Raw genomic sequence first — 25,420 nt, 5'->3', positions numbered from 1 at the left:
AGAACGCCGCAAGGAGGGATCTGTATGAAAGCCGTCATTATGGCCGGAGGCAAAGGGACGAGGCTTCGCCCGTTAACCTGCCATCTCCCGAAGCCGATGGTTCCGCTTGCCGGCCGCCCGTGCATGGAGTACATCATCGAGCTGCTGGAGGCGCACGGAATTACGGACATTGCCGTCACGATCCAATATTTGCCGGACGTTATACGCGATTATTTCGGGGACGGAAGCCGGCATGGCGTCCGCCTCCATTATTTCGAAGAAACGGTTCCGCTCGGCACCGCCGGCAGCGTCAAGCACGCCGCCCCATTTCTGGACGAGCCGTTCATCGTCATCAGCGGCGATGCGCTGACCGATTTTGATCTGACCAAGGCGATCCGCTTTCATCAAGAGAAGCGTTCGCTCGCCACGCTTGTACTCACTCGTGCCCGGCATCCGCTCGAATACGGCGTCGTGATGACCGACGACGGCGGGCGCATCGTCCGCTTCCTCGAAAAGCCGAGCTGGAGCGAGGTGTTTAGCGACACGGTCAATACGGGCATCTACATTCTCGAACCCGAGGTGTTGGACCGCTTCGAGCCGGGCATCGCCTACGATTTCAGCCAGCAGCTGTTCCCGGGCCTTCTCTCCGACGGAAAACCGCTGTACGGCTATGTCGCGGACGGCTACTGGTCGGATATCGGCACGCTGGAGCAGTACAGGCAGACGCAGTTCGACATGCTCGACCACAAGGCGAACGTGCGCATCCGCGGCACCGAGCTGCGGCCCGGCATTTACGTCGGCGAGAACGTCACCGCCGCTCCGGACGTCAAATGGATCGGGCCGGCATTTATCGGCGACGGCTGCCGGATCGGGGAAGGCGTGGAGATCGGCGAGTACAGCATCGTCGGACAGGGCAACGTGCTGTCCGCAGGCAGCGTGCTGGGCCGGACGATCCTATGGGACCATAACCATATCGCCGAACGGAACGAGCTGCTCGGCTCGACGCTGGGGAGCCGAATTTTCTGCAAGGAAAGCGCGCGCTTCGCCGACGGGAGTGTCGTCGGGAGCCACTGCGTCATCGGCCCGAAAGCCGTTGTCGAGCCGCACGTGAAGATATGGCCGAAGAAACAGGTCCGCGAAAATACGCGGCTGACCTCCTCGTTCATTTGGGGCGAGCACCTGGGCAAGCCGCTGTACAGCGCCTACGGCGTCACCGGCACACCCAACCTCGATCTGACGCCGGAGTTCGCCGCCCGCTTCGCCACCGCCTACGGCTCCGCTCTCGCCGCCGGCAAGCGGCTCGCCGTCAGCTCCGCGCCCCACGAATTCGCGCGGCTGATCAAGCGCACCGTGGCCGCCGGCTTGCAGTCGGTCGGCGTCGACGTGGTCGATCTCGGCGACGTGCTGCCGCCGGTGGCCCGCTTCGCCGTCCGCGAGCTGCAGAGCGCCGGGGGCATTCACGTACGGCTCGGCGCCGACGGGCTCGGTTGCCTCGAATGCTACGACGCGCAGGGCCTGCCGATCGACAAAGCGGCGGAGCGCAAGGTCGAGAACGGCTTCCGGCAGGAGGATTACGGTCGGGCCCCGGCGGAATTGCCCGGAAGCTATCGGACGGACGAGACGATGACGGCGTCGTATCTCGGGGCCCTGCTCGCCTTCACGGCGATGGAAGGCGAAGCCGCCCTGCCGCTGCGCACCGTCGTCTGCACGCGCCCGGCCGTCTTCGCGCTGCTGCGGCCGCTGCTTGATGCGCTCGGCTGCGAGGCCGTGCATTTGCCCGCCGAAGCGCAGCGCGGGCGGCTGGCGGAACATGTCCGTGCGCTGTCGGCCGACCTCGGCCTATGGCTCGACGACGACGCCCGCGGCATGTCGCTCGTCACGTCCGGAGGCGAGACGGTGACAGGCGACCGTCTGATGCTGCTGCAGTACGTGTCGTTCTTCCACAGCTTCAAATCCGCCGTCATCGGCGCCCCCGTGAGCGCGCCTCACCTGCTCGAAAGCTTGGCGGAAGGGCTCGGCGCCCGGATCGTGCGCACGAAGCAGCAGATTCGCAGCATCATGGAGGTTTCTGCAGACCTTGCGATGCATCCGCTGTTTGACGGCCTGTTCGCAACCGGGCTCATCGTGCGCAATATGCACCGCAGCGGTTTGCCGCTTGACGAGCTGCTGCGGCTCCTGCCGAGCGTTTACGTCCGGCGCGAGCGGATCGACTGCCCGTGGGATCGCAAAGGCGAAATCATGCGCCGGATGCTGCAGGAAACAAAGGGACGGCCGGTCGAGCTCATCGACGGCATCAAGGTGCACCACGACGGCGGTTGGGTGTTGCTGCTTCCCGACTCGGACGATCCAGCCTTCAGCGTCGTCGCCCAAGGGCTTCACGACGAGCATGCGCTGTCGCTCGTTCACGAATACCGCGAGCAAATTCTAAACCTGATGCAGTGAGCATAACCATAAAGTAATGCCTAATTGAAAAGTCCGGCTTCACCGGACTCAGAGTGTCGAGAAAGTGGTCTTTGCTGGTATATAGAAACATACGGAAGTGGATACCCCACCCCCTCGTGACCTCTATTACCTCAATTGACTACTTGCTCGACAAGCTCAGTCCGGCTTCACCGGACTTCCCAAAGGAAGGATGATCGTATGAAGCTCATTCCGATCGGCTCGAAGCAGATTGCTTTTGTTCGGTATGACGACCAAGCTTCGGAGATGCACATTCAATACCATACGGGTCATACCCACACGTGCTGCGACGTCCTACCCGAGCATTACCAGCGGCTGCTCCAGTCTCCCAATCCATACGATTTGCTCATGCAAATGACATCCGCCAAAGCCTGGTGCCCTCCGCAAGCCTGAGGCAGCCGGGCTTTGCCTCTTCCTCCGCTCCGGTTCCATAGCCGACAAATTTGAAGCAAACTTGCCGCCGGCAGCCGTTTTCACTCATTTTCACGGATTGACCGGCATGGCATAAAAATGTATCTTAAGAGAAAGCAAGCATTCTGGAACGAGAAGGGTGTGGGTGGATTGCCTAGGCACTTAGTCATCGGAAACGGAAAGTTTTTGATCAACCTGGACCGTAATACGTACATGCGCGATTTGTATTATCCTTACGTCGGGCAGCTCAACCATGTCGGCGGCTATCAATGCCGCATCGGCCTTTGGGTGGACGGCGCTTTTACTTGGCTGGCCGACCCGGAATGGAAGTTCGAGCTTTCGTATATCGAAGACTCTCTGGTAACCGAAGTTCGCGCCTCCCATTACCATCTCGGGATTACTTTGCTTATTAACGACGGCGTGCATCAGCGCGAGGACGTGTATCTGAAACGCGTGCGTGTCCACAATCACTGGGATACCGTGCGCGAGGTGCGCATGTTTTTCAATCAGGACCTCGTCATCAACGAGACCGAGGTTGGCGATACCGCCGCTTATTATCCTCAGAACAATACCGTGTTTCATTATAAAAAAGACCGCTACTTCATGTTCAACGGGCTGGCCGGCACCGAAGGCATTTATCAGTACACGACGGGCGTCAAACGGTTTTACAACGCCGAGGGCACGTGGCGCGATGCGGAGGACGGCCATTTGATGGGCAATGCGATCGCCCAGGGCTCCGTCGACAGCACCGTCAGCTTCCGGCTGCATGTGCCGCCGAACGGCGACGAGACGCTCTATTACTGGATGAGCGCGGGCAAAAATCTCGAAGAAGTGAAGAAGCTTGACAACTACGTCAAAGAAAGCCATCCGGGCAAGCTGCTGGACCGGGTGGAAATTTATTGGCAGCGCTGGGTCAACAAGCCGGAGGAACGCAATTACGGCAACCTGAGCGAGGCCTGTGTGCGGTTGTACAAGCACAGCCTGTTAATCGTCCGGACGCAGACCGACGTGAACGGCGCGATCATCGCGGCGAACGACTCCGACATCATGCAGTCCAACCGCGACCACTACAGCTATATGTGGCCCCGGGACGGCGCGCTGATCGCTTATGCGATGACCATGGCCGGCTATCAGGGCATGATTACGCCGTTCTTCAACTTTTGCGCGGAGGCGCTCTCGCCGGACGGCTACCTGCATCACAAATACAATCCTGACGGAACGGTGGGCTCCAGTTGGCATCCGTACCTCAACGGCGGCAACATGCAGCTGCCGATTCAAGAGGACGAGACTGGGCTCGTCCTGTTCGCGCTGTGGCAGGACTACGTCCGTCACGGCATCATCGAGCTGCCGCAATCGCTGTACCGGACGCTGATCCGCCGCGCGGCGCGCTTTATGGCCGGCTATATCGATCAGGAGCTGAGCCTGCCGAAGCCGAGCTACGACCTGTGGGAAGAGCGGTACGGCATCTTCACGTTCACCACATCGGCCGTCTACGGCGGTCTCATTGCAGCCGCCAACTTCTGCAGCCTGTTCGGAGACGAAGAGCGGTCCAGCCGCTACCGGCATACGGCGGAGAAAATCAAATCCGGCATCCTCAAGCATCTGTGGGACGAAGAGGAGCAGCGTTTCGTGCGGGGACTCGTGTTGGACGGCGGAGTCTGGGTGAAGGACAAGACGCTGGAGAGCAGCGTCTACGGCATTTTCGAGTTTGGCGTGCTCCCGGCCGACGACCCGCGCGTCGTCAGCACGATGAAGGCCAACCGGGCCGGACTCACGATCAAAACGGACATCGGCGGTGTCGCCCGTTACCATCACGACTATTACTTCCAGCGTTCGTCGGATATCGATAACGTTCCGGGCAATCCGTGGATCATCTGCACGCTGTGGATCGCGGAATGGGAGATCGAGTGCGCCAAGACACTGGAAGACCTCGAATCGCCGCGGCGTACGCTCGAATGGGTCGTCAGCCACGCGATGGAAAGCGGCATTTTGCCGGAGCAGCTCGACCCGTTCGACGGAGGGCCGGTATCGGTCGCCCCGCTCACCTGGTCGCACGCCACCTATGTACTGACCGTCGTCAAGTACACAGAGAAATATAAAAAGCTGCTGGCCGCAAGCAAAGCGTAAACCCGGCGGTTTCGTAATAGCAAAAGAAACATGCCGGCAAGACGGGTCGTCCGTCCTTCCGGCATGTTTCTTTTGTTTCTGAGCGGCTCCTCCTGCATCCTCCGATCCCCTGCTACCGCTTGCGGGGAATACTGAGCGTCTGCCAACGGTTGCTTGTCAGGTGCTTGCCCAAAAAAACGATCTGCCCGACATGGTATCCGTAATGGGAAACCTGGCGCTGAATCGCCTTCACCACCGTATGCGCTTCACCGCGGATATAGACGGTACGCAGCACATCCTCCGGCGTCAGCGAGCGCAATGCCTGAAATACCCGCTCCCAGCCTTCCTCCCACATCCGCAGCAGCTCGGCCCGGGGGAGCCGGCTGACTTCGAATTCGCCGTCCCGGTTACGGTCCGGCTTCTCGCCGTCCGTCGTCAAAAAATCGGTCCAGCGCGAAATCATATTTCCATGCATATGCTTGATCAGTAGTTCTATCGAGTTGGATTCCGAATCGATCGTTTCGTAAAAATGCGCGTCCTCCAGTTGGCCCATCGTTCCATCGGCCAGCTTCTTCATGCTTTCAAAAGCCAAAATCGATTCTTTCAAAAATTCGTCGCCAAGTTGAATCGGTTGGTTCATCATGATCCTCCCTTTCCGCGAAATGGGTACAACACCATCTTACGGGAACGAGGCCGGAAAGTACATTCCCGTTTTTTTATCGGGGCGATAAGCCGTACAAGTGCGGGAGACGCAAAAAAACCTGACCGAAGTCAGGCTGCCGTAGTTATTCATGCACGTAGGTTTGTTCGTATTTGTCCGCTTCCCACAGCCGGTCAAGCTCGGCAGGATCGCTCATTTCGACGACGATCATCCAGCCTTGGCCATACGGGGACAGGTTTATGACGCCCGGGTTTTCCGTCAGCTTCGGATTGACGCTAACGACTTTGCCGGATACCGGAGCATACAGCTCCGTCACCGTCTTGACGGATTCCATGCTGCCGAACGGTTCGCCGGCCTGGAGGACGTCACCTTCTTCGGGGAGCTCCACAAAGACGATGATCCCGAATTCCTCTTGGGCAAAATCGGTGAGGCCGATCACGGCTCTCCCGTTTTCCACCCGCACCCATTCATGATTTTCGCTGTATTTGAGCCCTTTGATTACTTCCATAACGTCGGTTCCGAGCCCCTTTACTCCATGTAGTGAAAAACCCCCTAGCCTGCCGCGAGATAGGCCGAGGGGGAGATGCGAAGCGTATGAAGACGATTATTTCGCCGTCAGGTGCTTGTCGCCTTTTTTCCAGCCGATCGGGCACAGACCGCCGGATTGCAGAGCTTCGAGAACGCGGAGCGTTTCTTCGACGCTGCGGCCGACATTGTTGTGATGAACGACTTGGTATTGCAGTTCGCCTTCCGGGCTGATGATGAACAGGCCGCGAAGCGCGATGCCTTCTTCTTCGATCAGAACGCCGTAGTCGCGCGATACTTGTTTCGTAATATCGGCAGCCAACGGGAAGTTCAATTGGCCAAGGCCGTTTTGATCTACCGGCGTGTTGATCCAAGCGCGGTGGGAATGAATGCTATCGATGGAAACGCCGAGGATTTCGGCATTGATCGCTTTAAATTGCGAAGCGGCTTCGCTGATTGCCGTAATTTCCGTCGGGCAAACGAAAGTGAAGTCCAGCGGATAGAAGAACAATACGAGCCACTTGCCTTTATAGTCGGACAAGGAAACTTTGCCGAACTCTTGTCCGTTCCCAAGGGCAGTGTCCATTGTAAAATCGGGTGCTTGTTTACCTACCAAACGCTCTGCCATGTTCCAAAAATCCTCCCTTAAATTTGGTAAATTGATCACGGTTTTTCACGTTATAAATCGTATCATTCGGAGCCCATTGAAGTCAAGATTAAACTAATTACTTTTTTATAATAATTCTAATCTGTGACAACCCAGACACAAAACTGCGCTGTAGAAAACAGAAAAAACTCTTAAGAAATCGGAATTCCTCAAGAGTTTTTCCTGCTTTCCGGTCTTGCTAGTTCGGTTCGATCCTTATTTGCGGATGGCGTTAACGATCAGTTCGCCCATGGCGGTTGTACCGATGGCCTTGCTCTTGTCGACGGCAATGTCTCCGGTGCGGTGACCCGCGTCCAGCACTTCCTTCACCGCGCGCTCAATCGCTTCGGCGGCATCATGGTAACCGAACGTCAGGCGGTACATCAGCGCTACGGACAAGATCGTCGCGATCGGATTCGCAATGCCTTGGCCCGCAATGTCCGGCGCGGAGCCGTGCACCGGCTCGTACAGGCCGAATGCCCCTTCACCCAGGGAGGCGGAGGACAGCATGCCGATCGATCCCGTCAGCATCGCCGCTTCGTCGCTCAGAATGTCGCCGAACATGTTCTCCGTCACGATAACGTCGAAGCTGGACGGACGGCGCAGAAGCTGCATCGCGCAGTTGTCGACGAGCACGTGCTCCAGCTCGACGTCCGGATAATCCGGCGCGATCCGGTTGACCGTTTCTCTCCACAGGCGGGACGTTTCCAGCACGTTCGCTTTATCGACGGAAGCCAGCTTCTTGCGGCGGGTGCGGGCGATCTCGAACGCTTGACGGACGATGCGCTCCACTTCCGTGACGTTGTATACGCACGTATCGACCGCCTCTTCTCCGTTCGCACCCTCGCGGCGGAATTTCTCTCCGAAGTAAATCCCTCCGGTCAGCTCGCGGACAACGATCAGGTCCGTGCCTTCAAGCACTTCCGGCTTCAGCGTGGAAGCTTCCTTCAAGCAATCGAATACGTTAGCCGGACGAATATTGGAGAACAAGCCGAGCGCCTTGCGGATTCCGAGCAATCCCGTTTCCGGACGCAGCTCCTTCGAATTGTTGTCCCATTTCGGGCCGCCAACGGCTCCAAGCAGCACGGCGTCCGCTTTCTTACAAATCGCCAGCGTGTCCTCCGGCAGCGGCGTTCCTTTCTCGTCAATGGCGATACCGCCGAACAAGCCGTGCTCGAACTCAAAACGGTATCCGAACACGTCCTCTGTTTTTTTCATCACTTTAATCGCTTCCGCCACAACCTCGGGACCGATGCCATCCCCGGCGATAACGGCAATTTTCTTCACGTCTGCCATTGGTTTCACTCCTAAATTAAGTTCATTATCTCTTTTGTAGCACATTTAGCTGTCTTTGCGCCAAGACATAAATCGAATAAATTTGATAGACAAAACCTATAACCATCACCGTACCGATAACCGGCCTCCCGGACCTTCTCCAAAGCTGGAAGGCGGGACTCGCTCCGAATCGGGCACGCCGGCGCCCTTCTATTCCATTTTGACCTCTTTCCGGCGTCCCATATACCATTTGACGAACGACTCGGCCAGCTCGACCGGCGCATCGTCGATCCCAGCATGACGTACCGGCTTGGCCCGGTTCACGGTCCCGACGGACGCGAGCCCCAGCCATTTTTGAAATAGACTACGGGTCACTTTCACTTCAATAATTTTCTCCCGCTTCGATACGAATAAAGCCGTTGTCAGACTTCCCGTTTGGAACTGAATGAAGTTATCCTTCAAGATATACCGCGTATTTGCGTAATCAAGCCATCTGGATACAAAGATCCATATCAGCAGAACGCCGGATAACACCCACCAAGTCTGCTCGAATCCAAGGAACCGCGGCTTGAAATAAAATAGAGCGGCCGTCGATACAATCCAAAGCCAGCTTGGTCTTAGCATGCGTACCCATAACGATTTCGCGGGAAGCCGGTTCATCTCGCGGGTCACTTCATAAGCCGGCAGCATTTCCGAAATCATCTCATAGGCGCGTTGAACAGGCAAAAAAGGATACAGCGAGCTGATTTCGAGCTTGTCTTCCCCGTCGCCAAGGCCCCCTGCACTGGTCAGCTTCACTTCGGCGAATCCGAGCAAACGTTTCAGCACGGACTGCGTAATTTCAACCGCCTGTATCCTTTGCTTGGCAATGGAAAATACCGTTTCGTCGACCAGGCCTTTTGTGATGTAAATCCGGTCGGGATCGGAAGAGATCTCGTATTTCCCATACTTCACAAAGGTTCTGACGATTCCGAAAGCGACGGAGGCCACAGCAAACACAACGATCAGAATTGCAGCAATCCACCAGGAGTTCATAATGACGGAAAGCAAACCTTTCGCCTCTTGCTTCACATGAAAAAATTGATCGATTTTGGAATAAGCGGAACCGAGCAAAGGAATAAGGAGCAGAAAGCTTAAGGATGTAAAGGAAGCTCGGACAATATCTTTTCTTGTCGGCTTAAAGTGAACGGTCCGCCGCGAATTCACCGCTTCGGCATGCGACTCCGCAGTAGCTTCGCCGTCCTGTACCATCATCGGCTCGTCAGGCACCGGGCTCGCCACGTGCTTTTCAATATTGTCGGCTCCCGCTAAAGAGATGACCTCGAATTCAACGGCGGCCTCTTCACCGGTGAGCCCTGTTTCGAATCGGATGGAAGTCACGTTAAATAGCCGATGAAATAAGGTCGTGTGACGGTTAACGTTTTGAATTTTGGCAAAAGGAATCGTGCGTCCAAACTTGGTGAACACCCCTTCATATAGATGAAACGACGCATCGTCGAGCTTGTATTTGTGCGTCAGCCACTTCGAAAGAATGACAAGAACGGAGACCCCGACAAAAAGGAAAAAAGCAATCCTTCCATACTTGAGAAAGGCCGAATCCGAACCGAATTTGATCACGAATAAGTACACGGCGATGACAAACGAGAATTTGGCCAGCTTCCACAATTTCCAAACCATCGTCAGCGGATGGTGCCGTTTCGCTTCGGTCATGACTCCACTTCCTTTAGTTTGGCGAAATGGGCAATCTGATCCCTTAACTTGATCGCGACCTCTTTAGGCAGAGCAGGTATGGCATGCGTCGATCCCATCGTTTTGATCGAGACCGAGCATAGGCCGTACTTTCGCAGAAGCGGTCCTTGCTTCGTGGCGACCGACTGGATTTTGGTCATCGGGACAAGCTGATGCTCTTCGTTTAACGCACCCGATTTCAGCTGCAAAAACTCTTCATTCATATCGTAGCGCCAGTTGCGATAGAGCAAAAACGGTCTATAGAAAGACCAGATCGCAGACGGCACGGAAATGACGGCAAGACCGATAAGAATCCAGCCGATCCACGCTTTCCATGCGTACCGATGGTCCAAATAGAGCAAAACCCCAAGCACGACAAAGCCGATCACATTCGAAATCGTTTCACTGATGACCCATACTTTGACCGCATCCTTGGACAACCGTCTTTGAGGCGCGCCAATTGGAGAAAACATAATTTCACCCCTATAACTCCAAGCTGCCATGTTCATGTTTCTGATTTTTACCTTAGCAGCTTTCATCATCTTAATCAATAAATTTTTATCGAAAAACGATAAATTTTTATTGTTTAGGATAAAATAATATGGTAGATTAATGAACTGAAGCGGCCTTTTGCCCGACTCGTTACTACATTTCTGCCATAAAGGAGTTATCCTTCATGAAATCAAAAATCGTCTTTAAAATAGGCGCGATCCTGTGTCTCATTTGTTTTTACTTTGTTATCTTGGTGGGGATATTTGCATTAGGGGAACATTCCTTACGTCTGTGGAGCCCGGATAGCGATCTCGCCCGCTCCTTCGGAGACTTCCAGCCTTTATTTAGCTATATTGATCTCAACTTTTATCAGCAGCCGGAGCTTTATTCCGATCCGTCCTTTGTTCAACTATCGTTCATTTCCACGACGTGCATGCTCTTGTTCACGCTCTTGTTCCTATGGTTTATGCGCAAGCTCCTGAACAATATATATGAAGACAGTCTTTTTTCGTATGAGAACGTCTCGATTGTTTTCAAATTAGGGCTGACAATCATGGTTACGGGGTCGGCCTATACGTATACAGACGGCCTTCTGTTATCGAAGGCGTTTGCGGCCTTAACGGTTTCCAATGCGCAGATTTCGCTTTCCAACCTGTCCTATGTTGATACGATAACCGGCGGGATCGTGCTCCTGTTGATCTCTTGGGCTTTAAAAATAGCGGTACATGCAGTGGAGGAAAATAGCAAAACAATTTAACGGCGAAGTAGGCGATAAGATGATAAGAATCAAACTGGATGTCGTGATGGCGGAGCGTAAAATGTCGTTAAACCGGCTCTCCGAACTGGTCGGCATCACGCCGGCGAATTTGTCGATCTTAAAAAACGAAAACGGAAAAGCCATTCGCTTTACGACGCTTGATGCGTTGTGCAGAGCTTTAAACTGCCAGCCCGGCGATTTAATGGAATATATCGACGAGAACGAAAGTGGCCAAATGAGGTAATAGAGGGTTACGAGGGGGTGGGGTATCCACTTCCGACCGCCGCCCCACCCCGCAAAGTGAAGTTGAATCAGGGAAGCTTAGTCCGAGTACTTTGCGGGGGCCCCGGGTCATCGGGAAATCATGATTGGAAGCCGCTTAACAGCGGATATTTCCCGAAGACAAAGGCGGCCGCTTTCGCTTCTCCAGTGGGTACCCCACCTACGTTTGCATCTCTATTTTTGTAAAAGCCCACTTGCTCAACAAGCTCTAGGAACCCCTTAAACCGGGTTCCTTTTGTTGAATAATAACTAATTCGTTCCAAAGACCGCAGCAGCGGTGGCTGCGTTGCTTCCGCCGGGTAACCCGCTCTACCGCAAATCCCGCAGCAGCCGCAAATTGCCCAGCGTCAGCACGCTCTTCCATGCTTCTTTCGCTAGCGGCCATACGTCCTCGTACTGCCCCCAAGCCCACGCTGGTTCCCATGCTCCCTCCTCCGCCTGACCCCGGACGATGAATTCCAAATTAGCCGGTATGATATCCTTATACCGCTCGTAGTATGGAGACTGCCGTGTTGTCGCCACTTGAACCGGATGCAGTCCGTACCCGCTCCACTGTGACGGATCGACCGTGACACAGCGGCCGATCATCGTGTCGAGCCGGTCGGCGATCCGTGCCCGCTGGTCGCCGGCGAGCCGCTCGGACAGGCGCAAGTAACACAATAGCTCATGGAATTCGTCCAGCGACGATTCCTCGCACAGCTTACCGACGGCAAGCTCCGTCAGCTTGTCCGCCCAGCCTTCTGCCTCCAGCCATTCCCGGAACTCAATAAAGTAGCCTGCGATTTCCGCGCTCGGATTGCCCCAGTACGGATTCGCCTTGCTGTAATTCCACCACGGGGCCCGAGGGGAGTGCTCGACCTCCGGCGGCACCTTGTCCCAGCCCGAAATTGCAGGGTCGTACGTCTGCGTAAAGTAGCGCAGCGCTTTTCTTGTTATCTCTCCGCCTGCCTCCCGGGGAAGCAGGGACAGCGTTTGCAGCGCCACGGTCGTGGCGATAACCGAGGACGCCTCGCAGCGAATATCCGGCTCCAGTCCATGCCCGAAGCCGCCGTCTTCGTTCTGGTAAGGCTCCAGTGCCCTGACTACGTCCTCCGCGCGTCCCTCCTCGAACTCGTACTCATACATCGCCTTCTCCAGCGGCCGCGCTTTCGTTTGCAGGTAGTGCTTGGCCCGTTCTTCCGCCGCTGCAGCGGCTCTATTGAATTCCATTGCCCACACGCCTCCTCGATGTTCGAATTCCGTACACCAGTGTAACCGGCGTAAGGCGTTTTGTATTGAATAAATCGGACATCATATCACAATGAGGAAGGGAGCTCTCCGTAAAAGCGCTTGAAGTCGCGAATGAAATGCGCTTGATCGCAGTAGCCGTAAGGCCCGGCGATTCCCTGCCAGGAAAGCTTGGGATGCCTTTCCGCATCGCGCAGTATATTTTGAAACCGGACAATGCCGCAAAACGTTTTCGGCCCAAGCCCGATCCGGCTGTCGAACAGGCGCTGCAGTTGCCTGGCGCTAATATTCCCCGACCGGGCCAGCTGCTGGACACTGACCGTCCCCTTGGCTGCAAAAATACGCACCATCGCCTCATACAATGCCGGCGGCGCTTCGGCCCTGCCGCGATCCGCAGCCGCCAGCAGGCGGAGCAGCGCCGTTTCGACACGGACGATCCGTTCCGCCGTCCCTGCGGCAAGCCTCAGCTGCTCCCCGAGCTCCGCCGCCGCTTTTCCCCATACGTCCGTCCCTCGAAACAGCGCATTTTTAAACTCGCCGAGCGGCACTCCTATAAAAGGATACGCTCCTCCAGGAAAAAACCGCACCGCAAACGTTGCCGACGCACCCTCGCGTTTCGGCTCCGGGCTGAAGGGAAGCTCAAACGCCCCGCAATAACGGATCGAAACGTCTCCCCCGCCCGCGGCTTCCCATTCGAAAATCAAATCCGTACAGCCGTCCGGGACGACGGTGACCGCAGGTTCGTTCTGCAATTCCGTTCCATCCGTCCGGGAGCTCCAATAGCACGATACATACGCCTTAAGTGCAGGACATGGCTTGTATTCCGAGTAATGACCCGGGGTTCGTGTCCCCTGCGTCGGTTCGAACATCAGGTAAGATTCCACATTGTCCGGCCCCTTCCATCTCCGTGCTGATACGAATAGTTTACCACACCGGTCGTTCGGACGTCTTGGCAGCATGCGAACGGCTGCTGGGCAATACGGCTGCTGTCGACTGTTGGCGGCAGTTGTCATCTCCCCCGGATAAGTTTACAATTAAATTTATCACTTGAAGCAACATTCACTTCTTTCCGCCAAAGGAGCCCTAACCGATGAAATACCGTTTTTCCGATACAACCAAAGCTTTCGAATCGTCGGCTGTGCGCGAGATTCTGAAATTGACCCAGGGCCGTTCGATTATTTCGCTAGCCGGCGGCTTGCCGAACGAGCAGTATTTTCCGGTAGAAGCGGTCAACGAAGCGTTCGATCGCGTGTTCAAGCAGGGCAAGGGCGTGCTGCAGTACGGCTTGACCGAAGGCTATACGCCGCTGCGCGAGAACATCTCGAAGCATCTGGAACGTAAAGGCATCCGCGCCGGCGTCGACAACATGCTGCTGACGACAGGGTCGCAGCAAGCGATCGACCTGCTCACCCGCGTCTATATCGATCCGGGCGACGTCATTCTCGTCGAGCGGCCGACTTACTTGGCTGCTATTCAAGTGTTCCAATCCCGCCAGGCGAAACTTATTTCCGTCGACTGCGATGCGGACGGCATGATTCCCGAGGATCTGGAATGTAAACTCAAGCAGCACCGCCCGAAGCTCGTTTACGTCATCCCGACCTTCTCCTACCCGACGGGGAAATCGTGGAGCTTGGAGCGGCGCCAAAGCACGTTGAACCTGTGCAAAGCGAACGACGTGCTGATTTTGGAGGACGACCCGTACGGCGAGCTGCGCTTCGGCGGCGGCGAGCCGATGCCGTCGATTTTCTCGTTGGAGCAGGAAGCGAATGGCGGCGCGGTTGTTTACACCAGCACGTTCTCAAAGATCGTTGCGCCGGCACTGCGCACCGGCTGGGTCATCGGCGACGAGCAGGTGATCCGTCACATGACCCGCGCCAAACAAGCGGCCGACCTGCACTCCAGCACGATGGACCAGCAGGCGCTGCATCAGCTGTTTGAGCATTTCGATTTATACGGCCATATCGACCAGATCCGAACGGCTTACGAGACGCGGATGCGGCAAATGATCGACCTGATGAAGGCGAAAAACTGGGACGGCGTGAAATGGATCGAGCCGAAAGGCGGCATGTTCGTCTGGGTGGAAATGCCGGAGCATATCAACACGCAGGAGCTGCTTAAGCTGGCTGTCGAAGAGGGCGTCGCTTTCGTCCCGGGCATCAGCTTCTTTGCGAACGAACCGCAGACGAACACGATGCGGCTGAACTTTACCCATACGAACAGCGAGGACATGGTCCGCGCTTTCGACCGGTTGGACCGCGCCCTGCAGCGCATGCACCAGACTGTGGCGCGCTGAGCGAACGAAAGTAAATACCGATAAATAAATATAGGCGATAGCATTCCCCGGTATTCCGGGGTGCTATCGCCTATTTCACTTCCTAAGCCTGTAGAAAACGCTAAATCAACGTCACGTTATCGCGGCTGCGAGCCGGGCTTTTGCGTTTCTCGATCAAGCGGTTGATCGCGTCCACATACGCGCGGGCGCTCGCTTCGAGGATGTCCGTGCTAACGCCGCGGCCTAGCACGGCGTAATCGCCCTGCTTCAGCACCACGTGCACTTCGCCAAGCGCATCCTTGCCGTGCGTAACTGATTGGATCGAATAGTCGTCGAGCTCGACTTCTTCCTTCGTCGCCTTGTCGATCGCTTTGTAGATCGCATCGACGGAGCCGTTGCCGACGGCCGCTTCTTCCAAGTGACCGCCTTCCAGCAGCTTGATCCGCACGGTAGCGGTCGGGGTCGATTGATTGCCGTACGAGACTTGAATCGTCTCAAGCGAGAACACTTCTGGCGTCTCGATCAGCTTCTCTTCAAGCAGTGCGACAATGTCTTCGTCCGTAACGTTCTTCTTCTTGTCGGCCAAGTCTTTGAACTTGGCAAACGCGGCATTCACATGCTCCTCGTCGAGGTTGTAGCCGAGGTCGACCAGCTTCTCGCGGAACGCATGACGTCCGGAGTGTTTGCCGAGCACCAGCTTGCTTTCCTTGAGCCCGATCGTCTCCGGCGACATAATCTCGTACGTCGTCTTTTCCTTCAGCATGCCGTCCTGATGGATACCGGATTCGTGCGCGAACGCATTGGCGCCGACAATCGCCTTGTTGCCCGGCACAACCATACCGGTCAGCTTGCTGACCAAGCGGCTCGTACGGGCAATCTCGGACAGCGTGAGCGTCGTCTTCGCTTGGAAAAACTCCTGACGTGTCTCAAGCGCCATCGCCACTTCCTCAATCGACGTATTGCCCGCGCGCTCGCCGATGCCGTTGATCGTCCCTTCGATCTGGTCCGCTCCGTTCAAAATCGCCGCCAGCGCATTCGCCGTCGCCATACCCAAGTCGTCGTGACAGTGCGCGCTGAGCTGAATTTTCTCGATGCCCGGCACGTTCTCTTTCAACGTCTTGAAAATGTTGCCGTATTCATAAGGCGTCAGGTAACCGACCGTATCCGGGATGTTCACAACCGTCGCCCCGGCGCGGATCGCCATCTCCGTCACTTCGCACAGAAAATCGAGCTCGGTGCGGCCGGCATCTTCCGGCGAAAACTCGATTTTGCTGAAATACTTCTTCGCGTAACGGATCGCCGCTTCCGCCGTTTCGAGCACCTGGTGCTTTTCCATCCGCAGCTTGTGCTGGCGGTGAATCGGCGAAGTAGCGAGGAACAAATGCAGACACGGATCCTGCGCATCCTTCAGCGCTTCGCGGGCCGCCTCGATATCCTGCTCGCGGGAACGCGACAGGGCGATAACCGAGGCATTCTTTACGGCGCGGGCTACGGCGCTGACGCCCGCCAAGTCTCCGGGCGAGGCTGCCGGGAAGCCGGCTTCCATCCGGTCGACGCCGAGCTTCTCAAGCTGCAGCGCAATCTCGACTTTTTCCTGCATGTTCAGGTTGACGCCCGGCGACTGTTCGCCGTCACGAAGCGTCGTATCGAAAATATAAATTTTTCTCATGGGTCTTGGCCGGCCTCCTTTGGAAGTAACTTCATTAAAGCAGAAAAAGGTGCGACCCGAAACGGACAGGGATCGGATCTCTTGTTGTCCATTTCCCTGCGCCGCCTTCAAGCCGACCTTATGCTGCTTGTCCGTTATACGTTGAAATCGTCTGCCGAATTACTTTTTGATCCAGTGCATCAATTCGCGCAGCTGGGAACCGACTTGCTCGATCGGATGCTCGGCTTCCAGACGGCGGGTAGCAGTCAGGAACGCACGGCCCGATTGGTTCTCCAAAATGAAGTCGCGGGCGAATTTACCTTGTTGGATGTCGGACAGGACGCGTTTCATTTCTTTCTTCGTTTCTTCCGTAATGATGCGAGGACCTGTGACATAGTCGCCATACTCCGCTGTGTTGGAGATGGAATGTCTCATCGTCGCGAGACCGCCTTCGTACATCAGGTCAACGATCAGCTTCAGCTCGTGCAAGCACTCGAAGTAAGCCATTTCCGGCGCGTAGCCTGCTTCCACCAGCGTTTCGAAGCCTGCTTTGACAAGCGCGGAAGCACCGCCGCACAGAACGGCTTGCTCGCCGAACAGGTCGGTTTCGGTTTCTTCGCGGAACGATGTTTCGATGACGCCCGCGCGGGTGCAGCCGATCCCTTTGGCATATGCCAAACCGATGGCTTTCGCTTGACCGCTTGCATCTTGCTCAACCGCAATCAGGCCGGGAACCCCGAAGCCTTCGACGTAAACGCGGCGAACCATGTGGCCCGGCGATTTCGGAGCGACGAGGAATACGTCTTTATCCGCGGAAGGTTGAATTTGGCCGAAATGAACGTTGAAGCCGTGGGAGAACATGATAGCTGCGCCATGCTTCAGGTTCGGTTCGATTTCGTTTTTGTATACGCTCGCTTGGGTTTCGTCCGGCATCAGAAGCTGTACGACGTCGGCAAGCTTGGTCGCTTCCGCTACGGAGTAAACTTCGAAACCGTCGTTTTTCGCTTGCTCGAAGGAACGGCCTTGACGAAGTCCGATGATGACTTTCAAGCCGCTGTCGCGCAGGTTTTGCGCTTGGGCGTGGCCTTGGCTGCCGTAGCCGATGATGGCGATCGTTTTCCCTCTCAATACGTTCAAATCAGCGTCTTTTTCATAGTACATCGTAACTGCCATGGATAATAGCTCCTCCTTTGAATTAAAACCCTGTGAACGGGTGCTCGAACGGACGACGGGGGACAGGAAGCTCGGACCACCGGCCTAGTTGGCTCTGTCATCCGCATGAGCCCCCGCTCACAGGATCATCATGTTTAGTAGTAAAACGAAAAATGAATTATTTGTTCATACCGCGAATCATGGCCGTTACGCCGGTACGGGACAGCTCCTTGATGCCGTAAGGCTTGAGCAGCTCGGTCATGGCTTCGATTTTCTCGGAATCCCCGACCACCTGCACGATCAGCGAGCTCGGACCGATATCGACGATAGCCGCGCGGAACGTCTCGACGACGCCGAGAATTTCCGGCCGCATGCTTGGTTCGGCGTTTACTTTGATTAGCGCCAGCTCGCGCGCCACCATCGGATGGGCGCTCAGGTCGACGACTTTGATCACGTCGATCAGCTTATAGAGCTGCTTGGAAACCTGCTCCAGCGTCTTGTCGTCTCCCGTCGTGACGATAACCATGCGGGAGAGCCCTTTTTCCTCGGACTCGCCCACCGTAATGCTCTCGATATTGAAGCCCCGGCGGCCGAACAGGCCGGATACGCGCTGCAGCACACCGGGCTGGTTGTTCACTAGAACGGATATGGTGTGTTTGCGTGTCATTCCGAATCCCCCATTAACATTTGGTCTATCGTCGAGCCCTGCGTTACCATCGGGAACACGTTCTCGTGCTTCCGGACGACGAATTCGACGAGCACAGGACCCGGGGTATCAAGCGCTTCCTGCCAAGCGCGGCGTGCTTCGTCTTTGTTCGTTGCACGAAGACCCTTCACGCCGTAAGCTTCCGCCAGCTTCACGAAATCCGGGCTGCCGGCCAAGTCGATGTGGCTGTACCGGTTGTCGTAAATGATTTCCTGCCACTGGCGCACCATGCCAAGCACCTGGTTGTTGATGACGACGATTTTGACCGGAATTTGGTGAATCGCGCAAACCGCAAGCTCCTGAGAGCACATCTGCATGCCGCCGTCGCCGTTGATCGAGACGACCAGCCGGTCCGGGTGCGCCTTCTGTGCGCCGATCGCCGACGGGAATCCGAAGCCCATCGTGCCGAGGCCGCCCGAGGTGATCCAGGAACGCGGATGATTGAATTTGTAATACTGCGCTGCCCACATCTGATGCTGGCCGACGTCCGTCGTCACAATTGCCTCGCCCTTGGTCGTCTCATGGATCATTTCGATAACGTACTGCGGCTTCAGCTCCGTATCGGAATCTTTGTAACGCAGCGGGAAATTCCGCTTCGTCTCCTGTACCCATTCGATCCATTTCTCGGAACGGGACGGCTTCGCCTTCAGGTTGGCAAGCTGCAGCGCAGCCTTCACATCGCCGACGACCGGGATCGCCGTTTCGACGATTTTGCCGATTTCCGCAGGGTCCACGTCGATGTGGACGATTTTTTTCGCCTTCGGCGCAAAGCCGTCCACCTTCATCGTGACGCGGTCGTCGAACCGGGCGCCGATGCCGATCAGCAGATCGCAGTTTTGCAGCGCGTTGTTGGCGGTGTACGTTCCGTGCATCCCCGGCATGCCGAGCCACAGCTCATGCGCGCTCGGGAAGCCGCCCAAGCCAAGCAGCGTCGTGGCGACCGGAATCCGTGTTTTGTTCACGAACTCAAGCAGCTGCTCCGCCGCGTCGGCATAGACGACGCCGCCTCCGGCGATGATCACCGGACGCTCGCTCTCGGCGATTGCCTCCAGCATCTTGTCGACTTGGAGCTTGTTCGGCTGCACCGTCGGATTGTAGCCGCGGATGTCCACCTTCTCCGGATAATAGAACGGTGCCGTATCGTTCGAGACGTCCTTCGGAATATCGATCAGAACCGGGCCTCTGCGGCCGGTCGAAGCGATGTGGAACGCTTCTTTGATAATGCGCGGCAAATCTTTCACGTCGCGCACCAAGTAGCTGTGCTTCGTAATCGGCATCGTGATACCGGTAATGTCCGCCTCTTGGAAAGCGTCCGTACCGATGACCGATGTCGCGACGTTGCCCGTGATGACCACGAGCGGCACCGAATCCATGTAAGCCGTCGCAATTCCGGTAACGAGGTTCGTTGCTCCCGGACCCGAGGTGGCGATACAGACGCCTACCTTGCCGGTCGAACGGGCATACCCGTCGGCTGCGTGAATCGCGCCTTGCTCATGCCGCGTCAGCAAATGGTTGAAATCCGGATTGCCGTGCATGGCATCGTAAATATATAAGACCGCTCCGCCGGGATAACCGAAGACGCAATCCACGTCCTCCAGCAGCAGGCTGCGAAGCAGCATTTCCGAACCGGTAATGACGTCCGGCTGCAGCAGCTCTTCGCGAAGCTGTTCCTTTGACTTTTGTGTGGTTTGGACGATCATGAATATTGGCCTCCTCTCAGATAATCCGACAAACGACTAAAAAACCCCTCTCATCCCCAAACGCAGCATGTGCGTCTGACGGGACGAAAGGGGTTAATCTTCCGTGGTACCACCCAGAATTTGTTAGATGCCTCGCGGCAAATAACCTTAGCAGGTAATGCGCGCCGCAGCAATCCTCATCGGCTAGCACGATGACGACTCGTGAATTCGCGTCTCTTACCTTCAGCACGGTAACGTGTGCCAATCCGATTTTCCCTAGTAACATTATCGCTTTCAAGCAGTAAAGCCTGATGCTATGCGACAAAAGCTTTCAGGAAAACAGCTCCGAGGTGAGCTCGTACATAAGGGGTTAAGGCATTGGTTTCAGCATCTCCGCTGCTCTCTGAACATAAGAGCCCTTATAACTTCGTCCTCTTCATAGCCGATATATCTGATGTGTTTTTTTGTATTATATGCTGAATCGATTTTTTAGTCAAGCATCATTCCCGACGAAAAAACGGACGCGTAAACGCCCTTGATCCGGGACCTCCCGCTCAAGTCGGAGACGGCGTTTGCGATTTCTTTACACGAAGTCGGACCTGAGACTCTTTCGAAAGGCCCGCTTACAAACTTTCCTTCCCCCCAGCTGCCGATTACCGTCGCATCGAATGAAGATTTTGTGAATGCCCCTCGTCGGCTTCACAAACAATTATTGCCGGCTTGACTGCCCACTAACAAACTTTGGTTATGTTAAAAAGGAGCCCTCGACAAGAAACAGAGAACGGCCGACCGAAAATTGGGTGCACTGAAACTTTTACCAAAGTGAACTCGTCTTCAATCTTGCGGCTTTGGGCCAATAATAGCCATGATGGAGAAAAGTTTACCGTAATGGGTCAAAACAGAGGAGCCGTACGCCGAAGTATATAAAAGACCGAAAGGGAAAAAAGCGCAACTAAGAAAAAGGAGTGATTTCATGCGAGACATGCTGCAAACCGCCGTCCTGTCCATCACCTTGATCTCCGGCGCCCTTGCAACCGCTGCAGCCGCTCCTTTTGCCATCGGTTCCGAACTGATGGCAACCGGCATGGGACAAGCCATAAGCCAAGCTTCCGCCGCACCCGGCCCGCTCCTGGGCGGCGAAGCCGTATCGCCGGCCCCGCAGACGGCCCTCTCCGGCACCGCTCCGCAAACGAAGCCGCCGCAAGACGCGGCCGCTGGAAGCGGTCAACCCCAAGCGGACGGAAGTCCGGTGCTGACCTTTCCCGTCATCAGCGATATCCACGTTCAATCGTGGGAGGATGGGTCGCACGAGAAGCTGGTTCGCGTATTGAGCGATCTGAACGAAATCAATCCGTCGGCCGATACACTCGTGATCAACGGGGATTTAACCGAAGGCATGCCCGAGGACTACGCCAAGCTCAAGGAGCTCATGCAAAGCGCGCCGCATCCGGAGAGCGTCTTGTACAATATCGGCAACCACGAATTTTACAAAGCCTGGTACAGCAGCCGTACCCGTTGGAACCCGGACGGCTTCCCGAATGGAGAAACGGAGCAGGCGTCGATTTCCCGGTTCCTCACGTTCTCCGGAGAGAACAAGGTCTACTACGAGAAGACCATCAAGGGCTATCACTTCATCTTCCTTGGCTCCGAGCGGTACCGGCAGTCCGACCAGGCTCATGCCGAGGACGCTTATTTGTCTCCCGAGCAGCTGGAATGGCTGAAGCAGACACTGAAAAAAGACGCCCATACGAACAAGCCGGTCTTCGTCTTTCTGCACCAACCGCTGCCTGCTACGGTATCGGGAACGCATTTTTGCTGCACGAATAACCGGGCCGTCATTCAGCACGAGGAACTGAAGGCGATCTTGTCGCAGTATCCGCAGGTCATCTACTTCAGCAGCCATTCGCACTGGGAGCTGAATCAGCCGGATACGCTGGTGCGGGACGGCTTTACGATGGTCAACACCGCCTCGGTGTCCGAAACGTGGACGAGTGACGGCAAAGGAGCGGAAAAGCTGAAGGGCAAGGAAGAAAGCGAAGGGCTGTACGTCGAGGTGCATCCGGACCGGGTCCGGATCAAGGGCAGGGATTTTTACCGGAAACAGTGGATTCCGGAAGCGCAGTTTAACGTGCCGGTAGCTCAGAAGAAGTAATCAGCAGCCGGCAGGCTATATTTTTTAAGGTCCGATGAATAAGAGCAGGCCGCTCGGCGGCTGCAGAGTGTTGAGAAACCCTGGAAGTAAAAAATCTCAGACAAAATAGAGGTGGGGTATATCCCGTAAGAGTTTACGTCCGCCTTTGAAACCCGCGAAAATACCGCTAATTCTAATCAAGTTCGCGGGTTTCAAGAGCGGCTGGAGGGATATACCCCACCGGCGTATGCTGAGAATTTTATACGCGTAGCGGGTTTCTAAACAAGCTCAGGCCGCCCAGCGGCTTCTTATTCACCGGACCTTTTTTCGCGAAACGTCCAGTAATAGTTAAACAAAAAGTTCGATAGCGGCACGGCAACGACAACGAGACATTGGCCGACGGCATAGTGCCAGTGCAGCCGGTCGACGGCCAAATACATGAGGCCGGTGTTGAGCAGCAGGCCGGTGACGGACACAACCGTATATTTGGCAAGCGGCTTCCAGCCCGATGCGGAAGCCTGAAACGTCCAGCGCCGGTTCAGCGCGTACGATACCAGCAGCACAAGCACGAACCCGAGCGCCGAAGCCGGCACCGGATGCAGCTTTGCCGCTTCGACGAGCACGAACAGCGCCGCAAAATGAAGCGCCGTTCCGAGCAGCCCGACGATGCCGTACCGAAAGAGCAGCCGCAGCGTCATGAAACCTCGCCCATCCGGCGGCTTTCCTCGCCAGCCGCTGCGGACGCTTCGCTGAAGATGCGCTGGCTGACCAAGTACCGCGGCCTTCCCTTCACTTCGTTGTAAATGGAGGCAATGTACTCGCCGATGATGCCGAGCGAAATCATAATGACGCTGCCGATGACGAGCAGCAGCAGGATGACCGTCGTAAAGCCGGTCACCGCATTGCCGACGATTTTCTGATACAGCGTCTGGACCCCGAGCACGGCGGCGCCGAGCAGGAACACGATCCCGAACAGACTGACAAACCGCAGCGGAATGGAAGAAAATGCAACCACGGCATTCACCGCCAGCTTCATGAGGCCGAGAAAGCTCCATTGGCTGTGACCGTCCGCCCGCTCCGGCACCTCGAACGAAATCTGCGCCCGGTTGAAGCCGAGCCAGGCCGTCATCCCGCGGAAAAATGTATTCCGCTCCGGCATTTCCCGCCATGCCTGCACGACCTTCCGGTCCAGCAGCTTGAAATCCGACGCGCCGCGCAGATCGAAACCGGACAGCCGGTTGAGGATGCTGTAGAACAGCGCGGAGCCGACCGCCTTATCCAGCGACTCCTTGCCCCGGTCCTGCTTGACGCATTCCACGATCTCCTTGCCTTCCTCGCGCCACAGCCGGACCATCTCGGGGAGCAGCGCCGGCGGGTGCTGCAGGTCGGAGTCCATAATAATGACCGCCCGTCCCAACGCATGCTCCAGCCCGGCGCAGAGCGCCAGCTCCTTGCCGAAATTGCGGCTCAGCCGCAGCGCGGTCAGCCGGGGCGAACGTTGCCCGGACAAAATCAGCTGCTCCCATGTGGCGTCCCGCGAACCGTCGTCGATGACGATGATCTCGTAAGAGGCCGTCAGCCGCTTCAGTTCCTCTTCAATATGCTGCAGCGAGCGGTAAATATGAATTTCCTCGTTATAAACCGGTATAATGACGGTAATCTCGGGCTCCGCGCGTTCCACGTTTCCCCGCCTCCCTCTTGCTAACGAATGACCTTGTACAATCTCCATTTGCCCCCGAATTCCTTATACAGCTCCGTCCATTCCGTGCCCTTCTCGTAGAAATCTTTATACGTCCGCTCCTCTGCACTCAGCGCCGAGCTCTTGTCCGGCTTCGCCGTAAGAATAAAATCGACGCCCCAGCCGACCGGATCTTTCAGCGAAGGAGTAAATTCGAAATCGCTGGTAATCAAAAATTTGTCGGGATGCCTGCTGTTCAGAATGACCGAATAAGCGGAATACGAATCCATCAAAATGTTGTAGCCGTTCAGCTCCGTATCCAAATAACGGGCAATCTCCTTCTCCACCTGCTGGGAAGCCGCATACTGCGACGCATGCAAATACTTGTTCTCGTCCGGAGCAATCTGCGGGTTCGTCCAGGCATACCCGAGCACGACGCAGGCTCCCAGCATCCCCGCCAGCACGATCCCGTAATTGACGAAGGACCGTTTCACCCGGGCAAGCTCGTACGGCAGCCAGGCCACGGTGATCGGAAACACGTACATAAAGTAACGGAACCAGCCGTAAGACGTTCCTTTCATGAGCATGAGGAACTGCAGCGCGATGATCGAGACGAACAGCAATAACAGCACCAGCAGGTCCCACAGGAACCAGCGCCGGTTCCAGAGCCGCAGCAGTACGACGGCGGCTAGCGGAAGCGAATAATAGGCCGTTTTCTTGGCCACGAATAGCAGACCGAGCAGCGGATTGCCCATTATGTCCACAAAAGTCTGCTCAGTCGCCAGCCCTTGCGCCTGAGCCACGTTCGAGTATTCGGAACGCAGGAAATAAAGCGCGTCTCCCATGATGCTGTAGTTGAACCAAAGCCACAGCAGCCCGGAAAAGACGACCGGCGCCATAACCATCGACCATGTCCCCTCGATATGGAACAGCTTGTACAGCATTCCGTACTGCCGCTTCGGCAGATCGACCCGAGGGTCCGTCGGCGGAATCCACAGAACGATCAGGATGATGGCCAGGGCGACCGCCGCTCCCAGGGGCACCGCTTCGTACCTGGTCCAAAAAGCAAGCGCCAGCGCAAAGCTCACTTTGATCAGACTGCCGACGCGCCGCCCGTAAATCCAATGCGTCAGATGAATGACCGTATACATGATGAAAAAAATAAACGGCGCATCGCTAAGTCCGTTCGCGCCGAACAGGAACATGAACGGGTTGCAGCTGAAGCTCAGGCTCAGCAGCACGGCGAAAGTGCGCGACAGCCCGAAATCGACTGCCGCCCGCGCCAGCAGCACTGCCGTCATCCCGGCGAACACGCTGCTCATGAGCACGCCGGCCAGCGCCGACGAAGCAAGCTCCGGCAGCCAATGGTACGGCAGCAGAAACAGCAGCTCGACGAGGCTAGGCAGCGGGTTCCACACGAAGCCGATGGCGGCAAGGTGCGGGTCACGGCTATAGAGCACATAGAAGGCGTTAGCCACCCGGCTCATCGCATCCGAATGCACGTAGCCGATGACGTGGCTCACATAGTAGCCGGCGGCGAATTCCAGCGAGAAAATGAACAAAAACAAGCCCCAATAGACGCTTTTCGGCAAGTGGACCTCCATC

Annotated in this window: 22 protein-coding genes; 7 read left to right on the top strand and 15 right to left on the bottom strand. The window is 56.1% G+C overall.

Going from position 1 to position 25,420, the window contains the following annotated elements:
- Positions 1 to 24: 24 nt before the first annotated feature.
- The 3 genes from NI000_RS10730 to NI000_RS10720 all read left to right on the top strand — a co-directional run bounded on the left by NI000_RS10730 (position 25) and on the right by NI000_RS10720 (position 4,977).
- On the top strand, positions 25 to 2,421 hold the full coding sequence (locus NI000_RS10730) for a sugar phosphate nucleotidyltransferase (RefSeq protein WP_253410311.1): 2,397 nt from the start codon (positions 25 to 27) through the stop codon (positions 2,419 to 2,421).
- Positions 2,422 to 2,619: 198 nt separating this feature from the next.
- Positions 2,620 to 2,832, top strand: a complete 213-nt coding sequence (locus NI000_RS10725) for a KTSC domain-containing protein (RefSeq protein ID WP_253410309.1) — start codon at positions 2,620 to 2,622, stop codon at positions 2,830 to 2,832.
- A gap of 168 nt (positions 2,833 to 3,000) precedes the next feature.
- Positions 3,001 to 4,977 (top strand): glycoside hydrolase family 15 protein, encoded by a 1,977-nt coding sequence (locus NI000_RS10720; RefSeq protein WP_253410307.1) that lies wholly within the window; start codon positions 3,001 to 3,003, stop codon positions 4,975 to 4,977.
- Positions 4,978 to 5,089: 112 nt separating this feature from the next.
- Here the strand turns inward: NI000_RS10720 and NI000_RS10715 are convergent, their stop codons facing one another.
- From NI000_RS10715 to NI000_RS10690, 6 genes are all read right to left on the bottom strand, one after another.
- The gene (locus NI000_RS10715; RefSeq protein ID WP_253410305.1) at positions 5,090 to 5,596 is read right to left on the bottom strand and encodes a DUF1572 family protein; all 507 of its coding nucleotides are present in this window, start codon (positions 5,594 to 5,596) and stop codon (positions 5,090 to 5,092) included.
- Between the two features lie 145 nt (positions 5,597 to 5,741).
- On the bottom strand, positions 5,742 to 6,125 hold the full coding sequence (gene gcvH, locus NI000_RS10710) for a glycine cleavage system protein GcvH (protein WP_036694249.1): 384 nt from the start codon (positions 6,123 to 6,125) through the stop codon (positions 5,742 to 5,744).
- A gap of 96 nt (positions 6,126 to 6,221) precedes the next feature.
- Positions 6,222 to 6,770, bottom strand: coding sequence for a peroxiredoxin (locus tag NI000_RS10705; RefSeq protein ID WP_054972761.1), 549 nt, complete (start codon positions 6,768 to 6,770; stop codon positions 6,222 to 6,224).
- Positions 6,771 to 7,004: 234 nt separating this feature from the next.
- On the bottom strand, positions 7,005 to 8,084 hold the full coding sequence (leuB, locus tag NI000_RS10700) for a 3-isopropylmalate dehydrogenase (protein WP_253410303.1): 1,080 nt from the start codon (positions 8,082 to 8,084) through the stop codon (positions 7,005 to 7,007).
- 189 nt (positions 8,085 to 8,273) lie between these two features.
- Positions 8,274 to 9,773, bottom strand: coding sequence for a PH domain-containing protein (locus NI000_RS10695; RefSeq protein WP_253410301.1), 1,500 nt, complete (start codon positions 9,771 to 9,773; stop codon positions 8,274 to 8,276).
- Positions 9,770 to 10,264 (bottom strand): PH domain-containing protein, encoded by a 495-nt coding sequence (locus NI000_RS10690; RefSeq protein WP_253410299.1) that lies wholly within the window; start codon positions 10,262 to 10,264, stop codon positions 9,770 to 9,772. The genes NI000_RS10695 and NI000_RS10690 overlap by 4 nt, the downstream gene beginning before the upstream one ends.
- A gap of 203 nt (positions 10,265 to 10,467) precedes the next feature.
- On the opposite strand from NI000_RS10690, the gene NI000_RS10685 reads away from it, so the two are divergent.
- Together NI000_RS10685 and NI000_RS10680 are read left to right on the top strand one after the other, a co-directional pair.
- Complete coding sequence (locus NI000_RS10685; RefSeq protein WP_253410297.1) at positions 10,468 to 11,040, top strand: DUF2975 domain-containing protein; 573 nt, start codon at positions 10,468 to 10,470, stop codon at positions 11,038 to 11,040.
- A gap of 19 nt (positions 11,041 to 11,059) precedes the next feature.
- Positions 11,060 to 11,284: a helix-turn-helix domain-containing protein gene (locus NI000_RS10680; protein WP_253410295.1), complete on the top strand. Its 225-nt coding sequence runs from the start codon at positions 11,060 to 11,062 to the stop codon at positions 11,282 to 11,284.
- A gap of 347 nt (positions 11,285 to 11,631) precedes the next feature.
- Here the strand turns inward: NI000_RS10680 and NI000_RS10675 are convergent, their stop codons facing one another.
- Positions 11,632 to 12,531: a hypothetical protein gene (locus NI000_RS10675; protein ID WP_253410293.1), complete on the bottom strand. Its 900-nt coding sequence runs from the start codon at positions 12,529 to 12,531 to the stop codon at positions 11,632 to 11,634.
- Between the two features lie 86 nt (positions 12,532 to 12,617).
- On the bottom strand, positions 12,618 to 13,433 hold the full coding sequence (locus tag NI000_RS36930; protein WP_253410291.1) for a DUF6597 domain-containing transcriptional factor: 816 nt from the start codon (positions 13,431 to 13,433) through the stop codon (positions 12,618 to 12,620).
- Between the two features lie 206 nt (positions 13,434 to 13,639).
- Between NI000_RS36930 and NI000_RS10665 the strand changes: the two genes are divergently transcribed.
- Positions 13,640 to 14,842, top strand: coding sequence for an aminotransferase-like domain-containing protein (locus NI000_RS10665; protein ID WP_253410289.1), 1,203 nt, complete (start codon positions 13,640 to 13,642; stop codon positions 14,840 to 14,842).
- A gap of 100 nt (positions 14,843 to 14,942) precedes the next feature.
- On the opposite strand, the gene NI000_RS10660 is transcribed toward NI000_RS10665, so the two are convergent.
- From NI000_RS10660 to ilvB, 4 genes are all read right to left on the bottom strand, one after another.
- Positions 14,943 to 16,490, bottom strand: coding sequence for a 2-isopropylmalate synthase (locus tag NI000_RS10660; RefSeq protein WP_253410287.1), 1,548 nt, complete (start codon positions 16,488 to 16,490; stop codon positions 14,943 to 14,945).
- Between the two features lie 159 nt (positions 16,491 to 16,649).
- The gene (gene ilvC / locus NI000_RS10655) at positions 16,650 to 17,642 is read right to left on the bottom strand and encodes a ketol-acid reductoisomerase (protein WP_063185729.1); all 993 of its coding nucleotides are present in this window, start codon (positions 17,640 to 17,642) and stop codon (positions 16,650 to 16,652) included.
- Positions 17,643 to 17,799: 157 nt separating this feature from the next.
- Positions 17,800 to 18,288 (bottom strand): acetolactate synthase small subunit, encoded by a 489-nt coding sequence (ilvN, locus tag NI000_RS10650; protein ID WP_163859751.1) that lies wholly within the window; start codon positions 18,286 to 18,288, stop codon positions 17,800 to 17,802.
- Entirely contained in the window at positions 18,285 to 20,027 is a 1,743-nt protein-coding gene (gene ilvB, locus NI000_RS10645) for a biosynthetic-type acetolactate synthase large subunit (RefSeq protein ID WP_253410285.1), read from the bottom strand. The genes ilvN and ilvB overlap by 4 nt, the downstream gene beginning before the upstream one ends.
- 952 nt (positions 20,028 to 20,979) lie before the next feature.
- Here ilvB and NI000_RS10640 point away from each other — a divergent pair.
- Complete coding sequence (locus tag NI000_RS10640) at positions 20,980 to 22,158, top strand: metallophosphoesterase family protein (protein ID WP_253410282.1); 1,179 nt, start codon at positions 20,980 to 20,982, stop codon at positions 22,156 to 22,158.
- 287 nt (positions 22,159 to 22,445) lie between these two features.
- Here NI000_RS10640 and NI000_RS10635 read toward each other — a convergent pair whose 3' ends face one another.
- The 3 genes from NI000_RS10635 to NI000_RS10625 are packed head-to-tail and all read right to left on the bottom strand — an operon-like array spanning position 22,446 to position 25,419.
- Positions 22,446 to 22,835: a GtrA family protein gene (locus NI000_RS10635; RefSeq protein ID WP_253410280.1), complete on the bottom strand. Its 390-nt coding sequence runs from the start codon at positions 22,833 to 22,835 to the stop codon at positions 22,446 to 22,448.
- A complete protein-coding gene (locus tag NI000_RS10630; RefSeq protein WP_253410278.1) occupies positions 22,832 to 23,818 on the bottom strand; it encodes a glycosyltransferase family 2 protein in 987 nt (328 codons plus the stop codon). The genes NI000_RS10635 and NI000_RS10630 overlap by 4 nt, the downstream gene beginning before the upstream one ends.
- Before the next feature lie 20 nt (positions 23,819 to 23,838).
- Positions 23,839 to 25,419: a glycosyltransferase family 39 protein gene (locus NI000_RS10625; protein WP_253410276.1), complete on the bottom strand. Its 1,581-nt coding sequence runs from the start codon at positions 25,417 to 25,419 to the stop codon at positions 23,839 to 23,841.
- Between the last annotated feature and the right edge of the window lies 1 nt (position 25,420).

The sequence above is a fragment of the Paenibacillus tyrphae genome (genome assembly GCF_024158745.1).
Lineage (GTDB): Bacteria > Bacillota > Bacilli > Paenibacillales > NBRC-103111 > Paenibacillus_G > Paenibacillus_G tyrfis_A.
Note: the sequence above shows the minus strand (reverse complement) of the source record. Positions and strands in the feature narration are given on the sequence as shown.